The organism is Polyangium sp. 6x1 (genome assembly GCF_029946515.1).
GTDB lineage: Bacteria > Myxococcota_A > Polyangia > Polyangiales > Polyangiaceae > Polyangium.
Map to the genome: position 1 here is coordinate 26,255 of NZ_JARZHH010000067.1, position 19,106 is coordinate 45,360.

17 protein-coding genes are annotated in these 19,106 nt (G+C 68.6%); 9 read left to right on the top strand and 8 right to left on the bottom strand.

Features of this window, described 5'->3' with window-relative positions; all coding sequences use genetic code 11:
• Positions 1-55: 55 nt before the first annotated feature.
• Together QHF85_RS39895 and QHF85_RS39900 are read right to left on the bottom strand one after the other, a co-directional pair.
• Positions 56-610: a cysteine hydrolase family protein gene (locus tag QHF85_RS39895; protein ID WP_281332670.1), complete on the bottom strand. Its 555-nt coding sequence runs from the start codon at positions 608-610 to the stop codon at positions 56-58.
• Positions 611-680: 70 nt separating this feature from the next.
• On the bottom strand, positions 681-1,274 hold the full coding sequence (locus tag QHF85_RS39900) for a protoglobin domain-containing protein (protein ID WP_281332671.1): 594 nt from the start codon (positions 1,272-1,274) through the stop codon (positions 681-683).
• 142 nt (positions 1,275-1,416) lie between these two features.
• Here QHF85_RS39900 and QHF85_RS39905 point away from each other — a divergent pair, with 142 nt between their 5' ends.
• Positions 1,417-2,853 carry a catalase gene (locus tag QHF85_RS39905; protein WP_348652800.1) on the top strand — a complete coding sequence of 479 codons (1,437 nt, stop codon included), beginning with the start codon at positions 1,417-1,419 and terminating at the stop codon, positions 2,851-2,853.
• Between the two features lie 13 nt (positions 2,854-2,866).
• Here the strand turns inward: QHF85_RS39905 and QHF85_RS39910 are convergent, their stop codons facing one another.
• Both QHF85_RS39910 and QHF85_RS39915 read right to left on the bottom strand, forming a co-directional pair.
• On the bottom strand, positions 2,867-4,126 hold the full coding sequence (locus QHF85_RS39910) for a PQQ-binding-like beta-propeller repeat protein (RefSeq protein ID WP_281332673.1): 1,260 nt from the start codon (positions 4,124-4,126) through the stop codon (positions 2,867-2,869).
• Positions 4,127-4,128: 2 nt separating this feature from the next.
• Positions 4,129-5,952 (bottom strand): zinc ribbon domain-containing protein, encoded by a 1,824-nt coding sequence (locus QHF85_RS39915; protein ID WP_281332674.1) that lies wholly within the window; start codon positions 5,950-5,952, stop codon positions 4,129-4,131.
• 813 nt (positions 5,953-6,765) lie between these two features.
• Between QHF85_RS39915 and QHF85_RS39920 the strand changes: the two genes are divergently transcribed.
• Positions 6,766-7,680, top strand: coding sequence for a PAS domain S-box protein (locus QHF85_RS39920; protein ID WP_281332675.1), 915 nt, complete (start codon positions 6,766-6,768; stop codon positions 7,678-7,680).
• Between the two features lie 140 nt (positions 7,681-7,820).
• Here QHF85_RS39920 and QHF85_RS39925 read toward each other — a convergent pair whose 3' ends face one another.
• Entirely contained in the window at positions 7,821-8,021 is a 201-nt protein-coding gene (locus tag QHF85_RS39925; protein WP_281332676.1) for a hypothetical protein, read from the bottom strand.
• A gap of 27 nt (positions 8,022-8,048) precedes the next feature.
• Between QHF85_RS39925 and QHF85_RS39930 the strand changes: the two genes are divergently transcribed.
• Entirely contained in the window at positions 8,049-8,864 is an 816-nt protein-coding gene (locus QHF85_RS39930) for a hypothetical protein (protein ID WP_281332677.1), read from the top strand.
• Between the two features lie 10 nt (positions 8,865-8,874).
• Here the strand turns inward: QHF85_RS39930 and QHF85_RS39935 are convergent, their stop codons facing one another.
• Positions 8,875-9,702, bottom strand: a complete 828-nt coding sequence (locus QHF85_RS39935; protein ID WP_281332678.1) for a siderophore-interacting protein — start codon at positions 9,700-9,702, stop codon at positions 8,875-8,877.
• A 21-nt stretch (positions 9,703-9,723) separates the two neighbouring features.
• Positions 9,724-11,400: a S41 family peptidase gene (locus tag QHF85_RS39940; protein WP_281332679.1), complete on the bottom strand. Its 1,677-nt coding sequence runs from the start codon at positions 11,398-11,400 to the stop codon at positions 9,724-9,726.
• A 174-nt stretch (positions 11,401-11,574) separates the two neighbouring features.
• Between QHF85_RS39940 and QHF85_RS39945 the strand changes: the two genes are divergently transcribed.
• The 4 genes from QHF85_RS39945 (at position 11,575) to QHF85_RS39960 (ending at position 16,087) form a co-directional block, all read left to right on the top strand.
• Positions 11,575-12,360 carry a hypothetical protein gene (locus tag QHF85_RS39945; RefSeq protein WP_281332680.1) on the top strand — a complete coding sequence of 262 codons (786 nt, stop codon included), beginning with the start codon at positions 11,575-11,577 and terminating at the stop codon, positions 12,358-12,360.
• A 96-nt stretch (positions 12,361-12,456) separates the two neighbouring features.
• The gene (locus QHF85_RS39950; protein ID WP_281332681.1) at positions 12,457-13,278 is read left to right on the top strand and encodes a hypothetical protein; all 822 of its coding nucleotides are present in this window, start codon (positions 12,457-12,459) and stop codon (positions 13,276-13,278) included.
• Between the two features lie 137 nt (positions 13,279-13,415).
• Complete coding sequence (gene hisF, locus QHF85_RS39955; RefSeq protein WP_281332682.1) at positions 13,416-14,192, top strand: imidazole glycerol phosphate synthase subunit HisF; 777 nt, start codon at positions 13,416-13,418, stop codon at positions 14,190-14,192.
• Complete coding sequence (locus tag QHF85_RS39960; RefSeq protein ID WP_281332683.1) at positions 14,189-16,087, top strand: hypothetical protein; 1,899 nt, start codon at positions 14,189-14,191, stop codon at positions 16,085-16,087. Before hisF ends, QHF85_RS39960 begins: the two co-directional genes overlap by 4 nt.
• Before the next feature lie 21 nt (positions 16,088-16,108).
• On the opposite strand, the gene QHF85_RS39965 is transcribed toward QHF85_RS39960, so the two are convergent.
• Entirely contained in the window at positions 16,109-17,065 is a 957-nt protein-coding gene (locus QHF85_RS39965) for a patatin-like phospholipase family protein (protein ID WP_281332684.1), read from the bottom strand.
• A gap of 126 nt (positions 17,066-17,191) precedes the next feature.
• Between QHF85_RS39965 and QHF85_RS39970 the strand changes: the two genes are divergently transcribed.
• Entirely contained in the window at positions 17,192-18,289 is a 1,098-nt protein-coding gene (locus QHF85_RS39970; protein WP_281332685.1) for an AAA family ATPase, read from the top strand.
• Between the two features lie 158 nt (positions 18,290-18,447).
• The gene (locus QHF85_RS39975; RefSeq protein ID WP_348652801.1) at positions 18,448-18,936 is read left to right on the top strand and encodes a hypothetical protein; all 489 of its coding nucleotides are present in this window, start codon (positions 18,448-18,450) and stop codon (positions 18,934-18,936) included.
• Positions 18,937-19,106: the final 170 nt, after the last annotated feature.

Below are 19,106 nucleotides of genomic sequence, written 5' to 3' on the forward strand. Positions count from 1 at the left end.
CCGGCGCTCACAATCCTTGCGCAAGGCACGCAAGGAAAGAGCAACGGACACGGGGTCAGGCCGGAGGCGCAAGGAACTGGTCGGTGGAGAGGCTCTTGGCGTAGCCGAAAGCGAGCGCTGCCATGAAGGCGGCGTGGACGTGGACGGCGGGCACGCGCACGCCGCCGAACTCCAGATCGCGCGAAGCGCAGGCGTCGTGGATCACGGTGCAGTCGTAGCCGAGATCAACCGCCGCCCGCGTCCCGCCATCAATGCACATGTGGCTCATGGCGCCGCAGAAGACGAGCTCCTCGATGCCGTTGCGATCGAGGATCGCCTTCAGTTCGGTCTCGCGGAAGGAGCTGATGTAGTGCTTGAGCACCACGGGCTCGCCCGCCGCCGGGGCGACCTTCTCGTGGATTGCGGCCCCCTTTGAGCCTTTCACGAAAAAGGGAGCATCGGCGCTCATGAACTCATGGCGGATATGGACGACCAGCTCGCCCCTGGCCCGCGCCGCGGCGATCAGCCGGGCGGCATTGTCGGAGGCGGCGTCGATGCCGCTGAGAGTCCATTTCCCGCCCGGGAAATAATCGTTCTGGATGTCGATGACGATGAGCGCGCGCTTGCCCATGATGCTGTCCTTTCGATTTCGATAGGGTGGTGATCGGGGTGATTCGGTGATGGCCGTCCCGAGGGAGCTCTCAGAACGCCGAGGGCGCGATGTAGGGCTCGCTCCAGAGCGTGATCTGCAGCGTGATCGACTTGAACCAGGCCGTGTGCATGGCCTCCACCTGGGCGGCGCTGTGCCCTTTCTTCGCGAGGAAGGGCTTGATCGTCGCCGTGATTGGCACGATGAAGGCAATCAGGTAGCGCAGGTTGATGTGCTGCGCGGCGGAGGCGATGCCGTCGGTCTTGCCCTTCTTCGCACTCGTGTGGCGCAGGCCGATCTCGTACTGGTAGTCGAGCCAGGCGCGGTCGTAGTTCGCGGCGCAGGTGTCGCGGATCCACTGCCCGAAGCGGCGGCGCACGCCGCCCAGGTAGTCCATGTTCGGCTTGCCGTCGGCGCCGCTGAAGTAAAACACGAGGTGCGGGTGCGAGCCGACGAAGCCGTACCAGACGTCGAGCACGGCCTCGATCTGGTCGTCGAGCACCTCGCCCGCCATGCGCAGGGAACGCACGTCGTCCTCGCCGAGCAGCACGGTCTGCTTGAGCAGGGCGAACTCCTCGTCGCTGAGCGGCGAGCGCGCGACGTTCGACGTGCCAAGGGTGTAGCCGGGGATCGCGGGGGGGTTCATCGAGGGCTCCTGGATGGGTTCAGGTGGGGTACACGCGGGAGAACAGCGGTGCCGCTCGTGTATCTCAGCCAGACCGGACCCGTGAACCCGACCAAGGTCGGGTTTTCTGCGCCGGCACGATTGCGTTACATGCGCGGCACCGATGTCTACCAGGCCGAAATTGACGCACGCCACGGGGGCGCCCGTGGTGGACAATGTGAACATCCAAACCGCCGGTCCGCGCGGCCCTGCGTTGCTGCAGGACATCTGGCTACTCGAGAAGCTTGCGCACTTCGACCGCGAGGTGATCCCCGAGCGGCGCATGCACGCCAAAGGCTCAGGGGCCTACGGGACGTTCACCGTCACGCACGACATCACGCGCTACACCCGCGCGCGGCTGTTCGCCCAGATCGGCAAGCAAACGCCCGTGTTCGTGCGATTCTCGACCGTCGCCGGCGAGCGCGGCGCCGCCGACGCCGAGCGTGATATCCGCGGCTTCGCGGTGAAGTTCTACACCGAAGAAGGCAACTGGGACATCGTCGGCAACAACACGCCGGTGTTTTTCTTTCGCGACCCGCTGCGCTTCCCCGACCTCAATCATGCCGTGAAGCGCGATCCCCGGACCGGGATGCGCAGCGCGGACAATACCTGGGACTTCTGGTCGTCGCTGCCCGAGGCGCTCCACCAGGTGACGATCGTGATGAGCGATCGCGGCATCCCGCGCAGCTACCGCACGATGCATGGCTTTGGCAGCCATACCTTCAGCATGCTCAATGCCGAGAACGAGCGCGTCTGGGTCAAGTTCCACTTCATCAGCCAGCAGGGGATCGAGAACCTGAGCGACGCCGAGGCCGAAGCGGTGGTGGGGCGAGACCGCGAGAGCCACCAGCGCGACCTGTTCGAAAGCCTCGAGGCGGGTCGGTTTCCGCGCTGGAAGCTCTGCGTTCAGGTCATGACCGAGGCGCAGGCGCGGACGCACCGGCACAACCCGTTCGACCTCACCAAGGTCTGGCCGAAGGCCGACCATCCGCTCCTCGAGGTCGGCGTCCTCGAGCTCCATCGCAACCCCGACAACGTGTTCGCCGAGGTCGAGCAGGCCGCGTTCTCGCCAGCCAATATCGTCCCCGGGATCGGCTTCTCGCCGGACAGGATGCTCCAGGCGCGGCTCTTCTCGTACGGCGACGCGCAGCGCTACCGACTGGGCGTCAACTTCAATCAGATCCCCGTCAACGCGCCGAGGTGCCCGTTTCACAGCTTCCACCGTGACGGAGCGATGCGCGTCGACGGCAATCTAGGCGCCACGGCCTCCTACTTCCCCAATCGACACGGCGAATGGAACGACAGCCCGAGCGCAGGCGAGCCGCCGCTGCCCGTCGCCGGCGACGCCGCGTATTGGGATCATCGCATGGACGAGGATCACTGGGAGCAGCCGGGACGCCTGTTCCGATTGATGACTCCTCGGCAGCAGCAGGCGCTGTTCGACAACACCGCGCGCTCGCTCGGCGGCGCGTCGGTCGAGGTGCAGCGCCGGCACGTCTCCCATTGCATCAAGGCCGACCCCGCTTACGGGGCCGGGGTGGCGCGGGCGCTCGGCCTTTGACCGGGGCGAATCGCTACATCCCCAGCATCCAGATCGTCCCATCCCGACAAGCCACCACCAGCTTGTCGTCGCCTGCCGGCTGCATCGCCACGGGCGCTGCGCACAGCTTCTCGCTTGCGAGCGCAACGTTCCCATCCGGCCGCGCCACGCCGACCCGGCCACTGGCTCGCGCGAACGCGACGCGCCCCTCTGCGTCCACGAGCAGCGCTGGGCTCGTCCGTGCGTCCGCTGGCGGGTTGAAAAATGCCGTCGCTGCCGCCGTGCCTGCCGGCGCCGCCGGATCCGGCGCCACCGGCTGCGCAGACTTGTCCAGCACCATCCTCAGCCGCTCGTTGCCCGCCGCATCGACGCCGAGCAAGAGCCCCGTCGACGTCGACACCATCGCGAAGCCGCGCGGATGGATCGTCACTGGCTCGTCGTAGAGACCGAGCCCCACGTCCCCGGCCCGCACGTGCGTGAGCCCTGTCCGGAGATCGAACCCCACGAGGCTCTTGCCGCCCACGACGGCGAGCAGCGTCCGGCCTCCTTCGAGCGCCGCTCCACGCCGCAGCGGCCCGCCGAACGTCCCGATTTTCTTGGGCGGGTTCGGCGGTCGGAACACGTACACCCCGCCCGACTCGCTCGTCGCGATCGTCCCCTCGGGACCCTCGATCAGCGCTCCTACCGCGCGCTCCGGCAAGCTTGCCCGCGCCCGTACTCCGCCGTTCGGATCGAGCTCCACGAGCGCTCGTCCTCCGATGACCACGCTTCCATCCGAGCGCGCGAGCGGCGCCACGTCGAGGTCGCGGCCTCGTTGCCCGAGCGGCGTTGCGAACCGCACCCGACCATCCCGCCCGAGGCCTACGGCCGTGCCCGAGCTCGTCACGAGCAGGATCGTCCCGTCGCTCGTCAGCACGGGCGGCGCGATGGCCGGCGCGCCGCCGAGACGCGTCCGCCACACCTCCTTGCCGTCGGGCCCGAATGCGACCACCTCCGGCACGCTGAGCGTCACGTAGATCCGCCCGGTCTCGTCCACGACCGGCGGCACCTCGATCGTCCCGCCGGCGTGCCTGCGCCACTTGTCGACCGGCGCGACCGGCAGCCTCGACCGGCTCTGCCCTGTGCGCCGCGCGTCCACCCGCTCGCTCGGCGCGTGCCCGCGCGGCGGACCCACGACCACCGTGTACGGCCGCGTCGTGTCGATGCCTTCCGCGCGCGCGGCCTCCGCCGCCGGCCTCGCCAGGAGCCCCGCGACCACGGCGAGCGCCGTCCCGAGGCGCGACGCTGTCTTCATGCTCATCTCCGCTCTCCGGGCATCGTGAACGCCACCTGGATCTCGGGCACCACGCTCGTGCCCGGCGCGCTGAAGGGCTTTCCGAGCTGACCGTACGCCGTGATCACGTCGCCTGCCTTCGACGGGTTCGGAAAGCCGTGCACGAGCCGCACGCGACAAGGACCTTGCCCCTTCGGACAGCCCTCCTTCGCCGCCACGTCCAGCAAGAAGATCGTCTGGTGGTTCTGCGTCCGCGCCTCGACGATCTCGCCCGACACCACCGCCGGCTTGCCCACGTCGCTCGCCTGCGCCGCTGCGAACGCCGCGAAGCCAAGCGGTTTGTCCGCCATGAACTCCTGCGCCGCGGCCGCGAGCTTCTCCACGCGCCGCACCGCGATCGGCACGAGCCGCGGCGCCATCCCGGGCGCCTTTGCGCGCACCTCGATGTTCGTCGATCCCACCGACGACACGCTCATCCGCTGCGCGAACGATCCGTCCGCGGCCACCTGGATCGGCTTGCCCGCGGCGAGCACCTCCGCGCCCTTCATCGTGCGCCCTGCGAGCACGAACGTCTCGCCGTCCACGATCACGCGCGGCCCTGGCGCGTCGATGTGCAGCGGCACGATCCCCACCGCGACGTCCACCGCGCCTTCCTCGCGCGTGCCGCCCTCCGTCTTCACCACGTAGGGCACGCGCCGCTTCAACGTCGCGGGTTCGTCCGCGGGCCCCGTGCAGTCCGACGCGACGTCGATCACGTGCACCGCGGGCCCGTCCTTCACCGCCGCGGGCTTGCCGTCGATCGTGATCTCCGTCCCGCCCACGGCCTCCACCGCCACGTGCACCGACGGCTTGTCGTTCGCGAGCCCCGTGAGATCCGGCCGCAGCCGATAGCTCACGTGCACGGTCACGCCGACGGACTCGTCGCGCCCGCTGCCCGGCCTGTCGATCGACACCTTGAGCCGGTTCTCGCCGAGCGCGAGCGGCGCGGGCAGGGTCACGAGGGCCGACTGCTTCTTCACGTCCGCGCTCGCCGCGCCGATCTGCACCTTCGTCCCGTCGGGGCAGCTCGGACACTCGATCGCCACGGCCTCGCGGCCCTCCGGCGTCGCCTTCACGCTCGCCGTGAGCGGGGGCGGGCTCGTGTAGAAGAGCGCGAAGACCCCGGCAAACACGACGAGCAAGCCCGCCGTGATGATCACCGGCAGCGCGCGCCTTCGGTTCTTGCGCGAGCGCTCGCGCGGGACCTCGCCGCGCGGCAGCACGGGCGGAAGGACGAGGCGCTTGCGGGCGAGTTTTTCGCGCGAGCTCGGCCGGGGGGGCTTGCCGCGGAGACGGTCCATCGCCTCGGGCACGAGGGTCGCGCCGAGCTCGTGCGGCATCTCGCGCTCGCGACCTCGGGGCTCGGGCTCGGCGCGCGGCTCACTCGCGCGGAGCGGCGCGATCCCCGGCCGCGCCACGCCGAGCAGCGTGCCCTCCGCGGGGGGCGGCGCCTTGACTGCGGGCGCGCCGGCGTTCGGCGCGGCCACGCCGAGCAGCGTCTGCGCGGGCTTCGCTCCGGTGGGAAGCGCGGCGGCGGGCATGCCGACGATGGTGCGGTTCTCGGGCGGCGGCGGGACGACGGGCTTGGCGGGGCCGTTCGGACCGGGCCTGACGAGCGTCGGCGCGTCGGGATCGATCTCGGTCGACGCGTTCGGGCCCTTGGCGAGGTCCGACAGCGACACGCCGACCATCGTGCGCGCGGTGGCGCCGCCTTTCTGCGCCGGGTCGAGCGTGGCCAGCGCGAAGCCGCATCCACCGCACGTGGCGGCGCCGGGGCTCCTCTTGGTCCCACACTCGGGGCAGTGCATCAGGGCGGATACTACCGTGGAAGTTCGCCAAGGGAAGGCCCCTGGCCGGGTCCTCGCGGTCGGGGCACGACGTTCGCCGATCGCCGGCCCCGCTTCCGCCCTACTTCCCGCCTACCGCTTGCCGCTTCCGTTCCCGCTTTCGCTTCCGCTTCCACCCCCGCGCGCGCCGACCCGTCTCCGCGCCCCCTCCGAACCTCGATCCCCACGCGCCGACCCCTCTTTGCCTCCGCCTCCGTTGCCTTCGGCAGGAAAACGATTGCTGCACGCCCGGGACGCGCATTCCCGAGCTCCACCTCGCCAGGGTGCCATCATGGCGAAGCGAAATCGTACGTGCATTGCGTCGTGACGATCCGCAGCATCGGTGGGGTCGCAATCCGCCCGTTCCAGGGCAAACGCTCCGTCGGACATTGGCCCCGCTCCGGATCCATGGCACACGCAGCTCGCCCGGCTTCGCGCTGGAGAGACGGGTGATATCGACCACGTTGGTGCGAACCATGACGCCGCTCGACCGGCGACGCCATTGCGATGACATGCACCCGACCCACGCTGGCGCCCGCAGAACCGCAAACCACCTATTGCGTTCGAGCTGGACACTTCTCGTTGCACTGCCGGTGTACTGCCATAGGGGTCTGGCAGCGCGCCGACAGTCAACGCCATGGCGGGGCGCCGCTTACGAGTGGACACGGGTGATGCACGCGCCCGCCGATCTCCCACCCCGTGACGCTTGACGAACAGATCTGTCTCGGGCGAGATTGTCGGGTTGCATCGATACTCTGCGCCCTGCTCACGTAAAAGGAAGGCTGACTCGCAAGCATGGACAAGCAACCTACACAACAACCGGCCCTCGAAGCGGATGCGGATGTTGGCTCGTTGCGTCAACGCATCGCGGATCTGGAAAAGTTGGTCCAAACTCAGGCCGAGGAAATCGCGGCGGCCCGAGCGGATGCGCTTCGTTACCGTCGCTATTTCGATTTCGCGCAGATTGGAATGACCGTGACTTCGCTCGAGACCGGCTGGATCGAGTTCAACCAGCAGCTCTGCGAGCAACTGGGCTACACGCCGGAAGAGCTGAAGCAAACGAATTGGGTCGGCCTCACGCACCCGGACGATGTCTCCCTGGACATGGATCTGTTCGACAAGCTCGTCCGAGGCGAGATCCAGCGGTACAGCCTCGACAAACGTTTCATGCGCAAGGACGGCAGCGTCATGTATGGGAATATCCTCATACAGGGTGTCTACCGCCCCGACGGCTCGTTCGACCATATTTTCGGGTTCCTCCACGACATCACCGATCGCTGGGAGAACGAACAGGAGCGGTTGGCGCTCAAGCAGGAGATCATCGACGCACAGAAGAAGGCGTTGCGCGAGCTATCGACCCCGCTCATCCCCGTGGCCGAGCACGTCCTCGTGATGCCGCTCGTGGGCACGATCGACAGCATCCGCGCGCAGGCGGTGCTCGAGGTCCTGCTCGACGGCGTCACGCGATATCAGGCTCGAATGACGATCCTCGACATCACCGGCGTGCAGGTCATGGATGGCGAGGTCACGAATGCGCTCGTTCAGGCCGCGCAGGCCGTCAGCTTGCTGGGCGCGCAGGCGATCCTGACGGGCATTCAGCCGCGCATCGCCAAGACGCTCGTGGACCTCCAGGCCGATCTCGGGAGCGTGATGACCCTCAGCACCGTCCGCGAGGGCATTTCCTACGCATTGAGGCAATTGAGACGATGACGAGCTTCGAAGGTCTCGACGAGTGGTTCCAGTATTCGGCCGTGAGCTTCCGCGCGGCCGGTGGCCCTGCCGCCCTGGATCCGAGCAAGATCCCCACGGACCCGACGTCGTACAACAGCGACACCTATCGATGGCTCGCGTCACGGTACCGCGACGTCTACCTCGATTTCTATGAAGGCATTCGCGCCGATGGGACGCTGATCCGCCAGCAGCCCCCACATTTCCAGCAGCATTGGGCGGAACATTATCAGCCCATCACGATCTGGAAGCAGGTCTTGCCCCTCTTCGTGTTCGGCCAGGCGCTCGGCGGGCTCGATGCGCGGCATCGCGATCTCGCCCATGCGTACACGCTTGGTTATGGCATTCCCGTGATGGCGATCGATCGGATGCTGGACGCGCTGCCTGGCACGCCGTCGACGAAGAACACATGGCTCTTCGTGCTGGCATCCTATGCGCTGGGGCTCGAGCACATCCGGAAGAGCAGCCCGCCGGAGGGCGTCGAGAGCTGCTTCCTTCGTCATACCCGGGAAATGTACCATTTCTTCTGGGGAGAAGAGACCGCTCGATACCAAGTGCCAGGCGACGTCTCCGCGGCCACGCTCACCGAATATCTCGAGGGCCATAGTCGACTCCTCTCGTCCATCTTCTTCCCCGTCACGATCGAGTGGGCCTTCCACCTCGCCGAAGGAAGTTTGCCCCCCGCGTTTGCCCCTGCGCTCGTCGCCTTGCGCAGAATGCGCCAGCTCAATGACGAGATGGTGGACGCCGACGAGGACATTCGTTACGGGATCGTCACGTACCCGTATTTGCATGCCCTGGCCTCCCCCCACGGAGCGCAGATCGCCGAGAATTTGCGCGCGACCTGGAAACTGGATCGCGACGAGCCCGGCTCGCCGAAGATGACCGCGCTCACCGCGCAGCGCCGCCACCTGTTACAGGAAGCCGGGAGCTTCGAGGCTGCCGCGCAGGCCTCGATGGGCTTCTTGCGAACGATCATGCGGGCGGTGATGAGCCGGCTCCCCGCAGAAAACGCGTTCGATGTCACCCTGCTGGTGAATCAACGCGTGTCGCACCTCTTCAGGTTGGCGCAGCACGGGTGGGAAGAAATTCCCAACGTGTATCAACCGGAGCCTTTCTCGGAATCGAGCGGTTTCGCGGAACCGTTGCCCGTTCCCTGGAAGTGAGCTCCGGGCGTCAGCTCAGCGGCTCGTGGTGATCGTGGGCGACCACGCCGCGCTTCCAGTGCCCCGAGGCGTGCATTCGTGCGCGCGGAAAGCCTCGCTCGCGCACGAGCATGCGCATCACCGCAGCGGTCTCGGAGGCCTCACCGGCGAGCCAGACGAATCCATCGCTCGCATCGGGGAGCTCGGCCGCGCGCACGATGTCCACGAGCCGGTTTGCCATGTCCCCGGCTCCGGCCGCGTCCGCGCGGTGCACCCAGCGGGTCTGCACGCCTGACCGGGCAAGCTCGGGCCACGCGGCCTGGTCCGTCGTATCCTCCACCAGCGCGACCACGAAGGTATGCACGTTCGCCGGCGTCTCCTCGAGACGACGTGTCATCTCCGGCAATGCGGTCTCGTCGCCGACGAAGAGCTGCCACGCCGGTTGCAGCCGAAGCAGGCGCGAGCCGCGCGGCCCGGCGAGGCCGAGCACGTGGCCCTGCGTCGCGCGCGCCGCCCAGGAGGAGGCGACGCCATGCCCGTGCAACAAGAAGTCGACGTCGATCGTATCCGCGTGCCGTGCCCGGATGGTGTAATCGCGCGCAATCGGACGCGCGCCCGTTGGCGGCCGAATTTCGCCGCGCTCGTCGACGACGGGCAGCACAGGCTCGGATTGTCCCTCGGCGGGAAACAAGAGCTTCACGTGGTCCTCGGGTGCCAGGGAGACGAAGCCCTCGAGCTCGGGACCGCCGAGCGTGATGCGACGCATACGCGGCGAGAGATCGCGGACACGGTCGACGCTCAAACGGCGAACCTTCAGCGGGTGACGAACGAGCTCGAAGGGTGAGTCTTCACGGTTCATGGAGGACACTCCTGCGCAGAATCAGCGGGCGCGGGCAAGACGCTTCGCGAGATCGATGATGGCGTCGGGCTGGTGGAGGGCCTCCGTCGGGAGCAGCACGTCGACGTCGAGCCCATAACCGTCGAACGAGCGGCCATCGCCATACATGTCGCTCATGCCCAATGCGATGCGAAATGGGAGCCGGGTTCGCGGCAGCACGGAGTAACCTGGCTGGATGAACTGCCCCACGCCGAAGGTATTCGTCCCAGCCACCACCGTGCCCGGCAGGCTCCGCAGCACGGTCACCATGTATTCACAGTCGCTCCCACAAGCGTGATTGACGAGCACGAGGACACGCAATGCGGAAGCAGCCTTGTTCGGCTCGAAGGGCTGTGCGCGGTACGTCTTCTTGTCACCGACGTCCTCGAAGGCTCGCTTGCATGGGCCGCCCTGGTCCGCGCTGGCCTCCTCGTCGAGAATGGCCTGCAGGCGGCTCCGCATCGATTCACGAATCGGGGGCGTGAGCCCCATCGACGTCATCGACGTGTAGCCAAAGCGGAGCCCGTGATACACGCACGAGGCGCCGACGCGCTTCCGCAGCCCCATGTGAGGCTCGAGCGTCGGGAAGGGGATCCACCTCTCCAGAGCCTGGAACGCGGCGTCGCCGCCGTCGTTGTCGCGCAGATCCACGAGGAGCACGCGATCCTTCGAGGACCTCTCCGGAAAGCTCGGCAGCGCGGCGTCGAGGCGCTCCGCGTTTCGCTTGGTGAAGGTCGGGAGCCGGATCGCGACGATCTCGGGAGAGACGCGCCTCGCGCTCGGTTGGTCCTCGGCGATCTTCGCGAGCGCGAGCGTGGGCGCGGGGCCATGGAAGGCCGACGTGACGTCGATCCATTCGGTGCCGCAATGAATGGATCGGTATTCGCCTCGGCTCGCCGGGTAGGCGATGTAGTGGACAGGGCGGAGCGCGGCTCCGCGCGCGTCGGGTTGAAACGCGGCGCGTGGCTGCTGGGCTTTATCGGCGGGATCGACGGCGACCTCGTCGCCGCTTTCGGTGCGGGCGCGATCGCACGAAGAAGACGGCGCGCGGGCCAGCACGGCGCTGCGGCTCCCGCTCCCGAAGCGCAACCCGAGGGGCACGGTCGTGTGGTTGTCGAGCTGCGCGGCCATCAAATCCTTCATGGGAAGGAAGGCATCGCGCACGGTGATCGCCTTCTCGCCTTGCGCTTTCAGCTGCTCCCGCCAGCGAGCGAACCACCCGTCCCAGTCCCAACCGCGCTTGGCGGCGCTGTCCCACCCCCCGTAGGCGATGCGCATCGCTTTCTCGAGCACGTCGAGGTCCGCGAGCACCGCGGACGCTTCGACCGTGGCGGTGCCCTTCGATCGCTCCACGCCGCCTTCGAACCAGCTCGACGGGACCACGAACGAGCGCCGTGAGAAAGGTTCGGCGAAGGGATCCGGGAGCACGGGACCGTCCCCCGTGACGCGCAGGCCCAGCGACTCCCACCGAGCCTTCTCTCTCGCACGCTCTTCCTCGGAGACGACATCGACCTTCGCCGGGGCGGGCTTTGCCGCGACGGCGTGGACGTCCGCGCCGTGCACGGGCGCGGCGTCAGGCGCCCCAGGCGGCGTCACCGGCGTTTCGGGCCCGGCGGAGCCACAACCCTGGAGGAGGAGCGCGGAGAGCGAGGCGAGGAAGCGCATGCGCACGGTCGTCATGTCTGTGCCTGAGAAGCCTCTCCTCGAGTGGAGCTGCCCTTTGTCGCTGGCCTGTACGATTCGGCGCACGTTGCCACGCCGAGGCCGCCGCGTCGACGGCCGGCTCTCCACAGTTGACAGCCCCCTCCGGGAGGGCGCCATCATGTCCGCGTCCTCATCGGCAGGAGGCTGACCTTGCTGAAGCACCTCAACATCGACGAGATGGTCGCGCTCATCGCGCCCTGGGTGGACGACTCGAAGCGCAAGAGCGTCTTCCTCGCCATCCCCGAGATCGCGCCGCTGCACGGCAAGGTCCTGAAGGCTCACGAGGCCGTGCTCGCGATCCCGCAGACCAAGGCCACACCGACCGCGCTCGCAGCGATCCTCGAGGAAGAGACGCTCGTCGACGCGCGGCACGATCACCTCGCCCGCGCCATCTCGCTCTCGCTCGACGCGCGGGCCGAGCTCTACCTCGCGGGGCACCCGCCCGACTTCGCGCGCGCCGCGCGGGCCCGGGACATCTCGCGCAAGCTCTTCCCGACGGGCCTGGCCATCGTGAGTGCGTCGCTGCTCGCGGAGTCGGGCAACACGGCGCGGGTCGCGCGGCTCATCCGGGACGAGGAGCCCTGGATGAACGAGTTCCTCGCGGAGATCCCGGCCGGCGCGCCCCCGCACACGCTGCGCGACGTGGTCGACGCGTGGATCGCGTCGGGCGCGCGCCTGGCCGAGCTGGAGAACGCGCGGGCCGAGCTCCTCGCGAAGGAAGCGGCGAAGCCCGAAGGCACGCTGTCGCCGCAAGCCGCGCGCACCTTGTGGCTGCGGATCGTCTCGCAGGTGCTCTCGAACCTGGAGCTCTCGGAAGCGCCGGCCGAGTACATCGAGGCGATCCGGCGGCCGGTCTTGCGCGCGTCGGAGCGAGCGGAGCGGCGGTACGCAGGGGAAAAAGGCGGCACGGAGGACGAGGCGCCGGTCGACACCTGAAGCCAGGGCGGCTCGTAGCAAGGGGACGTCAAGGCCCCACGGAGACGCCTCTGGCATGGCTTGACGGGGGCGGGGCGCAAACCGACGATCGAAATCATGGTTGCGCGGTTCGATGAAATCGTCGAGACCAAGGTCGACGCGCGGTGGACCGATTCATGTCAAGGCGTTGCGTGGACCGGGTCGCACTGGGTATTCACCAGCAACGAGAACGGCAGCAGGCGCATCGTGACGTTCGACCGCGATGCCGATCTGCTGGACGAGCAGATCGTGAGCAGCGTCCTCATCACCCAGGAGCTCCTGGGGCCGGGCTTGACGCTCCACCACGTGGGCGCCCCCTTTCATCACGAGGGCCGCGTGTACATCGACCATTTCGATGACACGCACAGCCATGCCCTGGTCTTCCGCGTGGGGCCCGATGGAAGCCTCGCCTATGAGAGATGGTTCACGCTGGACCGAGTCGACCCGGGCACGCGCTTGAACATCCTGGCCATCCACCCGTGGGACCGGACGATGTACATGGTCGCGGATGACATCCCCGAAAAGGCGACACTCTGGATTCACGACATGGATGGGCATTTCACGGGCACAACCTTCCCTCTGGCCCCCCCCATCGCAGACAGCGGGTACGCGCAGGGCGGTTGCTTCACGCCGAACGGCCACCTTTACATCGCGTCCGGCAGAACGGGGCCGAAGCGCCAGAATATCTACTGTTACTCTGCCCTGAATGGGCGACGTCTCGGCTTGATTGGGGTCGACACCCCGGCTGAAGGAGAGGAGCTCGAGGGGATCTGCTACGCCGACGTCACACGAAAAGGGCAAAGGGCACAGATCCACGGCGTCGTTTTGGCCAATCACCTCAGGGCCAAGGACGGTATTTTCTTCAAGTCTTTTGCCGCAACGGAACCCGAGCTCGTATGAATCGGCGCTTGGGGTCGTGCTGCCCGTGCCCGTCGTTTGACGGTTCTCCGGGGAAGCCAGGTTCGCCGCCCGCGCCCCTCTCCCACCGCCTCCCGAGGAAGTTGGCCCTCGGGCCTCGCCGGCGCTAAGCGCGCTGTGTGCTGGCCAAGCGCATCATCCCGTGCCTCGACGTGAAGGACGGACGCGTCGTCAAGGGCGTCCAGTTCGTCGGGCTCCGGGACGCGGGCGATCCCGTCGAGGCCGCCCGGCGCTACGACGAGGCGGGCGCGGACGAGATCACGTTCCTCGACATCACGGCCTCGCACGAGAAGCGCGGGACGTTGCTCGACATGGTGCGGGCGGCGGCGGATCAGATCTTCGTGCCGCTGACCGTGGGCGGCGGCGTGGGGAGCGAGCGCGACATCGAGGCGCTGCTCGACGCGGGCGCCGACAAGATCGCGATCAACACGGCCGCCGTGCGAGAGCCCGAGCTCGTGGAGCGGGCGGCGGCCCGATGGGGCGCGCAGGCGATCGTGGTGGCGATCGACGCGCGGCGGGTCGGGGCTTCGTGGACCGTCGTGACGCACGGCGGGCGGCGGGAGACGGGGCTCGACGTGGTCGAGTGGTCGAAGCGGATCACGGGGCTCGGGGCGGGGGAGATCTTGCTGACGAGCATGGACCGGGACGGGACGAAGGCGGGCTACGATCTCGCGCTGACGCGGGCCGTGGCGGACGCGGTGAGCGTGCCGGTGATCGCGTCGGGGGGCGTGGGGACGCTCGAGCATCTGTACGAGGGCCTCGTCGCGGGAGGGGCGGACGCGGCGCTGTGCGCGTCGATCTTCCACGACGGGACGTACTCGGTGGCGGAGGCGAAGGCGTACCTCGCAGGGCGCGGGGTGCCGGTGCGGCTGGGCGATCAGAGAGGTGGATCGTGAATCGGGCGAACGTGACGCTTTCGGAGGTCCTCGGGGCCGCATCCGCGCGCGCGGCGGCGATGGTACCGGAGAGCGCGGGCTACCTCGTGCTCTCGCTCTGCGACGCGATCGGGAATCTGCCGATCCGGGTGGACCCCGGCGCGGTGACGCTCGCGCCGGACGGCGTGGTGGCCGTGGACCGGCAAGGCGAGGTGCTGTCGGGCGCGGAGGCGGCGCGCGGGCTGCGGGAGCTTCTGGCGAAGCTGCTCGCGGTGGCGACGGGCAGCGCGCCGGGGCTGTCCGCCGTGGCGAGGCCGCGGTCGCAGGCCGCCGAGCGAGGTCCGGGCATGGTGGCGGCGGAGATCGAGGCCGCGCTGGTGCCGCTGAACCGGGGCGCGGCCAAGCGAACGCTGGCGAGGCTGGCGAAGGAGACGGCGCGCGCCGTGGATGCAGGGCTCGTGGTCGAGCCGGCGCCGCTGCCGGCGCCGGTCGTGGTGGAGGCGCCGGTGGCTACGCCTGCACCGGCTCCCGCTCCCGTTGCCGCTCCCGTTGCCGCTCCCGCTGCCGCTCCCGTTGCCGCTCCCGCTGCCGCTGCCGCTCCCGCTCCCGTCTCCGTGCGCGTGGCGGCTCCCGCTTCGGTCACCGTGGTGGACAGCCCCGTTTCGATCGCGGACATCCCGTCTCTGCCGTCGGAGCTGCTCTTCACCGCGCCGCCCTCGGCCCCGCTGCGGGAAGCGACGCCGACGCTCCAGGATCCGGTCTCCATCGCGGCCACCGACGCGACGCCGATCTGCAACGTCGACCTCGCCTTGCTGGAAGCGCTGCCCGAGAGTGAACCGTCGAGCCCCGCCGCCGCGGTGCTCCCCGCCTCGGAGCCGGCCTCTGCGCAGGCGCCCGCGCCGGTCGTGCCCACGGTGTCCGATTCGACGCTGCTCTCGGCGCGGGAAGCGGCTGTCGAGCTCGTGCCGCCGGCGTCCATGTCGCCCGCGGCCGCGCCGGTGTCCGTGAAGGACGCGGCGACGCGCGTGACCCACGAGTCGACGTTGCCCTGGCCGGTCGGGCTCGGCATGCGCCCAGAGGCGCCGCGACCCGCGTCGGCGCGGTCCATCGCGGCGCCTTCGGTCCGCGTGGCGGAGGCGCCCGCGCCCGTGGTGGAGGCTCTCGCCGCGGTGAACGTGGTGCCGTCGGAGCTACCGCCTTCGGCCGAGGAGCTGCTCAGCTTCGAGTTCGAGGTGCTCACGCCGTTGCCTTCGCCCGCCGTGGAAAAGGGCGTGGAGGCGCTGTCGCTCTCGGGATTCTCGGGCATGGTGGAAGCGCTCGAGCGGCCGGCGACGGAGCCGCCCGCGTCGGTGGAGCCGTCGGTATCGGTTTCGCCTTCGGTGTCGGTGAAGCCCGCGGTGGCCGTGGAGCCCGTGGCGTCCGCGGAGCCGCCGGCCGCGGCGCCGCAGGAGGCTCCGGCGGCGGCGGTCGTGGCGGCGCCTCCCGCGAAGACGGGGCCGGACCGCGTGGATGAGCTGCTCCATCGGTTCGCGCAGCCGGAGGGCGGCGAGGAGGCGCTGTTCCGGGCGACGGCGTCGAGCTTGAAGGAGCTCGCGGGGCTCGCGCCGACGCCTTATGCCCCGGCGGTCTTGCCGGCGATCCGCATCCCGGCGCGCCCGGAAGGCAAGAGCCCGGACTGGCTGCCCCAGGCGCGAAAGGAGCCGGCGGAGATTGCGCCGCCGCCGCTCGTGCCGGTTTCACGAAAAATGGGGGCGCGGCTGCTCTGGCCGCTCGCCTTGCTGGTGCTGATCCTGGCGGGGACGGGGGTGCTCGCCTGGGCGAGGCCGGGGATTTTCGCGTGGGTGCCGCGGCTCTGGAAGGCCGCGCCGAGCGAATCCGCCGAGAGGCCGGTGGCAGTGACCGACGACGGCGAGTAGGGCGCGCGAGTCTGCGACGTTTTACCCCCGCTCGAACCATTCCTTCGTCGCGGCCGCGCCATTGGCCACGAGCTTGTCCTGCATCTCTTTCGACAGCGTGAATTCGGTCGTCGCCACGTCGGCGTCGTCGATGAAGATGGTCCGCGCGAGCGCGGCCTCGTCGAGGTGCAGCAGCGTCGACGAGGAAATGATGAACGAGACCAGGGCCTTCGCATAACTCTGGAAGTCGTCGACCTCCATCCGCGGGAGCCGCCAATCCTTGCGAGCGGCCTCGTTCTCCGCCTTCGTCCCCAGGCAAAAGCCGAGCGTCGCCGGCTGCACGTCCGGGCCGCGCGGCTCGGCGCCGAGGACCGGGGTCTTGTGGACGCCGTCGAAGAGGTCGATCGGGTAATTCCACGAGACGCCGCCGTCCACGTAGAGGTCGCCGTTGAAGGGATACGCCTCGAAGAAGAGCGGAATGCTCATCGACATGCGCACGGCCTTGTAAATGGGGACGTCGGGGCGCGAGGCGGCCGAAAAGACCTCGGTCACGCGCTGCGAGAGGTTCGTCGTGACGACGTGGAGGCTCCGCGCGCGGCCAGGATACGCCGCGGCGAGGGCCGATAGCTCGGCGAACGTGAGGTCGGGCTGCGCGCGGCCGGTCAGGCGCTCGGTGAGGTGCGCGATCTGGCTGCGCAGCCAGTCCTCGGCGGTCTTTCCCGGGTGCACGCCATACGCGTCGAAGAGGCGCGAGGCGTCCCGAAACACCCAGCCCTTGCCGTCCATGAATTGCGAGAAATCGGTCTCGCGCAGGATCTTCTCGAGCTCGGCGGCCTCGACGCCGACCGCGAGGAACGCCGCCGTGATCGCGCCCGCCGAGGCGCCCGCGACCCGCGTGACGCCCCCGAGCAGCCCCCGCCGCTCGAGCTCCGCGATCGCGCCGGCATACGCGATCCCCTTCATCCCCCCGCCCTCGAACACGAGATTCTCGATCTCCATGGCACGAGCCCTCCATTGGACAGGGTATCCGGGGTGGGGGGCGGAGGTCATCCATGAACCGGTGGTCTCGCTTGAAAGCGCATGGGCTTGGATGGCTGGCGTACAGGGACGTGGTAGGATCGCGGCATGATCACGCGGTTCGAGGTCGATGGGTTCAAGTCGCTGCGGGATTTCGCGGTGGATCTGGAGCCGCTCACCGTGTTCGTCGGCCCGAACGGCGCGGGGAAGTCGAACTTGCTGGAGGCGATGGCGTTGCTTGGACGGCTGGCCTCCATGCCCGTGGAGGAAGCGTTCAAGAAGGGGCGGGGACGGGTCCTCGATCAGTTCAGCCGGTTCGGGGGGGAGACCAGCCGGGCGATTCGATTTGCGGTCGAGGTGTCGCTGCGCGAGCCGATTGCGGTATCCACGGAAGAGGCGACGCCGCTGCCGACACAGTATCGATATGAGCTCAAGATCGAGCGCCGGGCACGCGATTCGGGGATCGAGGAGCTCGTACGCACGCACAGGCGCAAGGTGGAAGTCATGGGGGAGGGCTATGTGGACAACTGGGAGAACGTCTACCATGCCATTACGGAAGAGCTGTCGTCCTTCCGCCTCCTCCACCTCGACGCCGCCCGCCTCCGCGAACCCAGCGAACGAATCAGCTCCGGTGTCCTCGCGCCCGACGCATCCAATCTCGCGGCCATTCTTGCCGATCTCCCTGCCCCCGTCCTCGGCGCGATTCGCGCCGATCTCGCCTCCCTCGTGCCGGGGCTCTCCGGCTTCGAAATCGTCCCGGAAGGGGACTCCCTGCGCCTCGATTTCAAGCTCTCAGGCGGAGAGCAACTCCCGGCGCGCCTCGCCTCTGACGGCACGCTGCGCGCCCTCGCGCTCCTCACGGTCCTCACGGTCGAGCCGCACCCGTCCGTCCTGGGAATCGAAGAGCCAGAGAATGGGATTTATCCGGGACGACTGCGCAGACTCCTGTCGATCCTGCGCGATACGGCAGTCTCGGACAATAAGACGCAGATCCTTCTCACCACGCACTCGCCCGTCGTCGTAGCGGCATTTCGTGACCAACCCCAGATGCTCCGCGTCGTGGACGTCGTGGTTCGCGACGGCAAGCGTGAGACCCGCGCGCGCCCCGTGGGCAAGCCCAAGAAGCCGAGCGACAGCGCCTTCGTCGCCTCGCTGCGCGAGGTCGACATGCTGCTCCACGCCGCGGACGCAGAGGCGGCCGAATGACACGAAGCCGTATCTACCTTTGTGCTGCCCTCTATGCAGAGGGGCCAAGCGATTACGATTTCCTCTCCCCACTCATCAATCGCTTGCTCGATCTGCTGGGAAACAGGCTTCTTCCAAGCAGGGTCGACGTCGCGGAGACCATCGGCATCGACGCTCCCATGCCGTATCCCCCGAAGCGAGACGATCGCATCGCCGCCGCTGTCGCCGAGCACTGGGGCGCCTTCACGCTGCTCGTCATCCATGCCGATGGCGCAGGAGACCCGGACGAAGCGCGGCAGACCTGCGTGACACCGGGGACCGCTCTGGCCGAGCAGGAATTTCCATCCCTCGTCAGCGTACCGTGCGTCCCTGTGCGCGAGCTCGAGGCCTGGATGCTCGCGGACGCGGAGGCGTTCCACACGCTCCTCGGTCGCGGGGCGAGCCCTTCTCTTCCAGCCGATCCCGAGCGTGAAGCCGATCCAAAGCAGACGCTGCGGCGCATCCTTCAAGATGGGGATTTCCGCCGTGGCAGCGAGAGAGCCCATCGGCTCTTCGGCGAAGAAGTGCGCTTCGAGGCGCTGCGGAAGCTAGCGGCCTTCCAGCGCTTCGAGGCCGATCTTTGCGAGGCCATCCAGGCCATCGCGCGCGCTTCGGACGCCGCAGACTGAAATCTCCCGCCAATGCAAGGGTCCCCCCGCATACCGCACGAGGGCCCCCCATCGATGAGCCCCCGCCACGCTCCCCCTCCGTACCGAGGCCCCGTCGACGGCCCTTCGCTACGGTCCGCGACCGTCCCGAGGCCCCGCCGACGAGCCTCCGCCGCGCTCCCCCTCCCTAC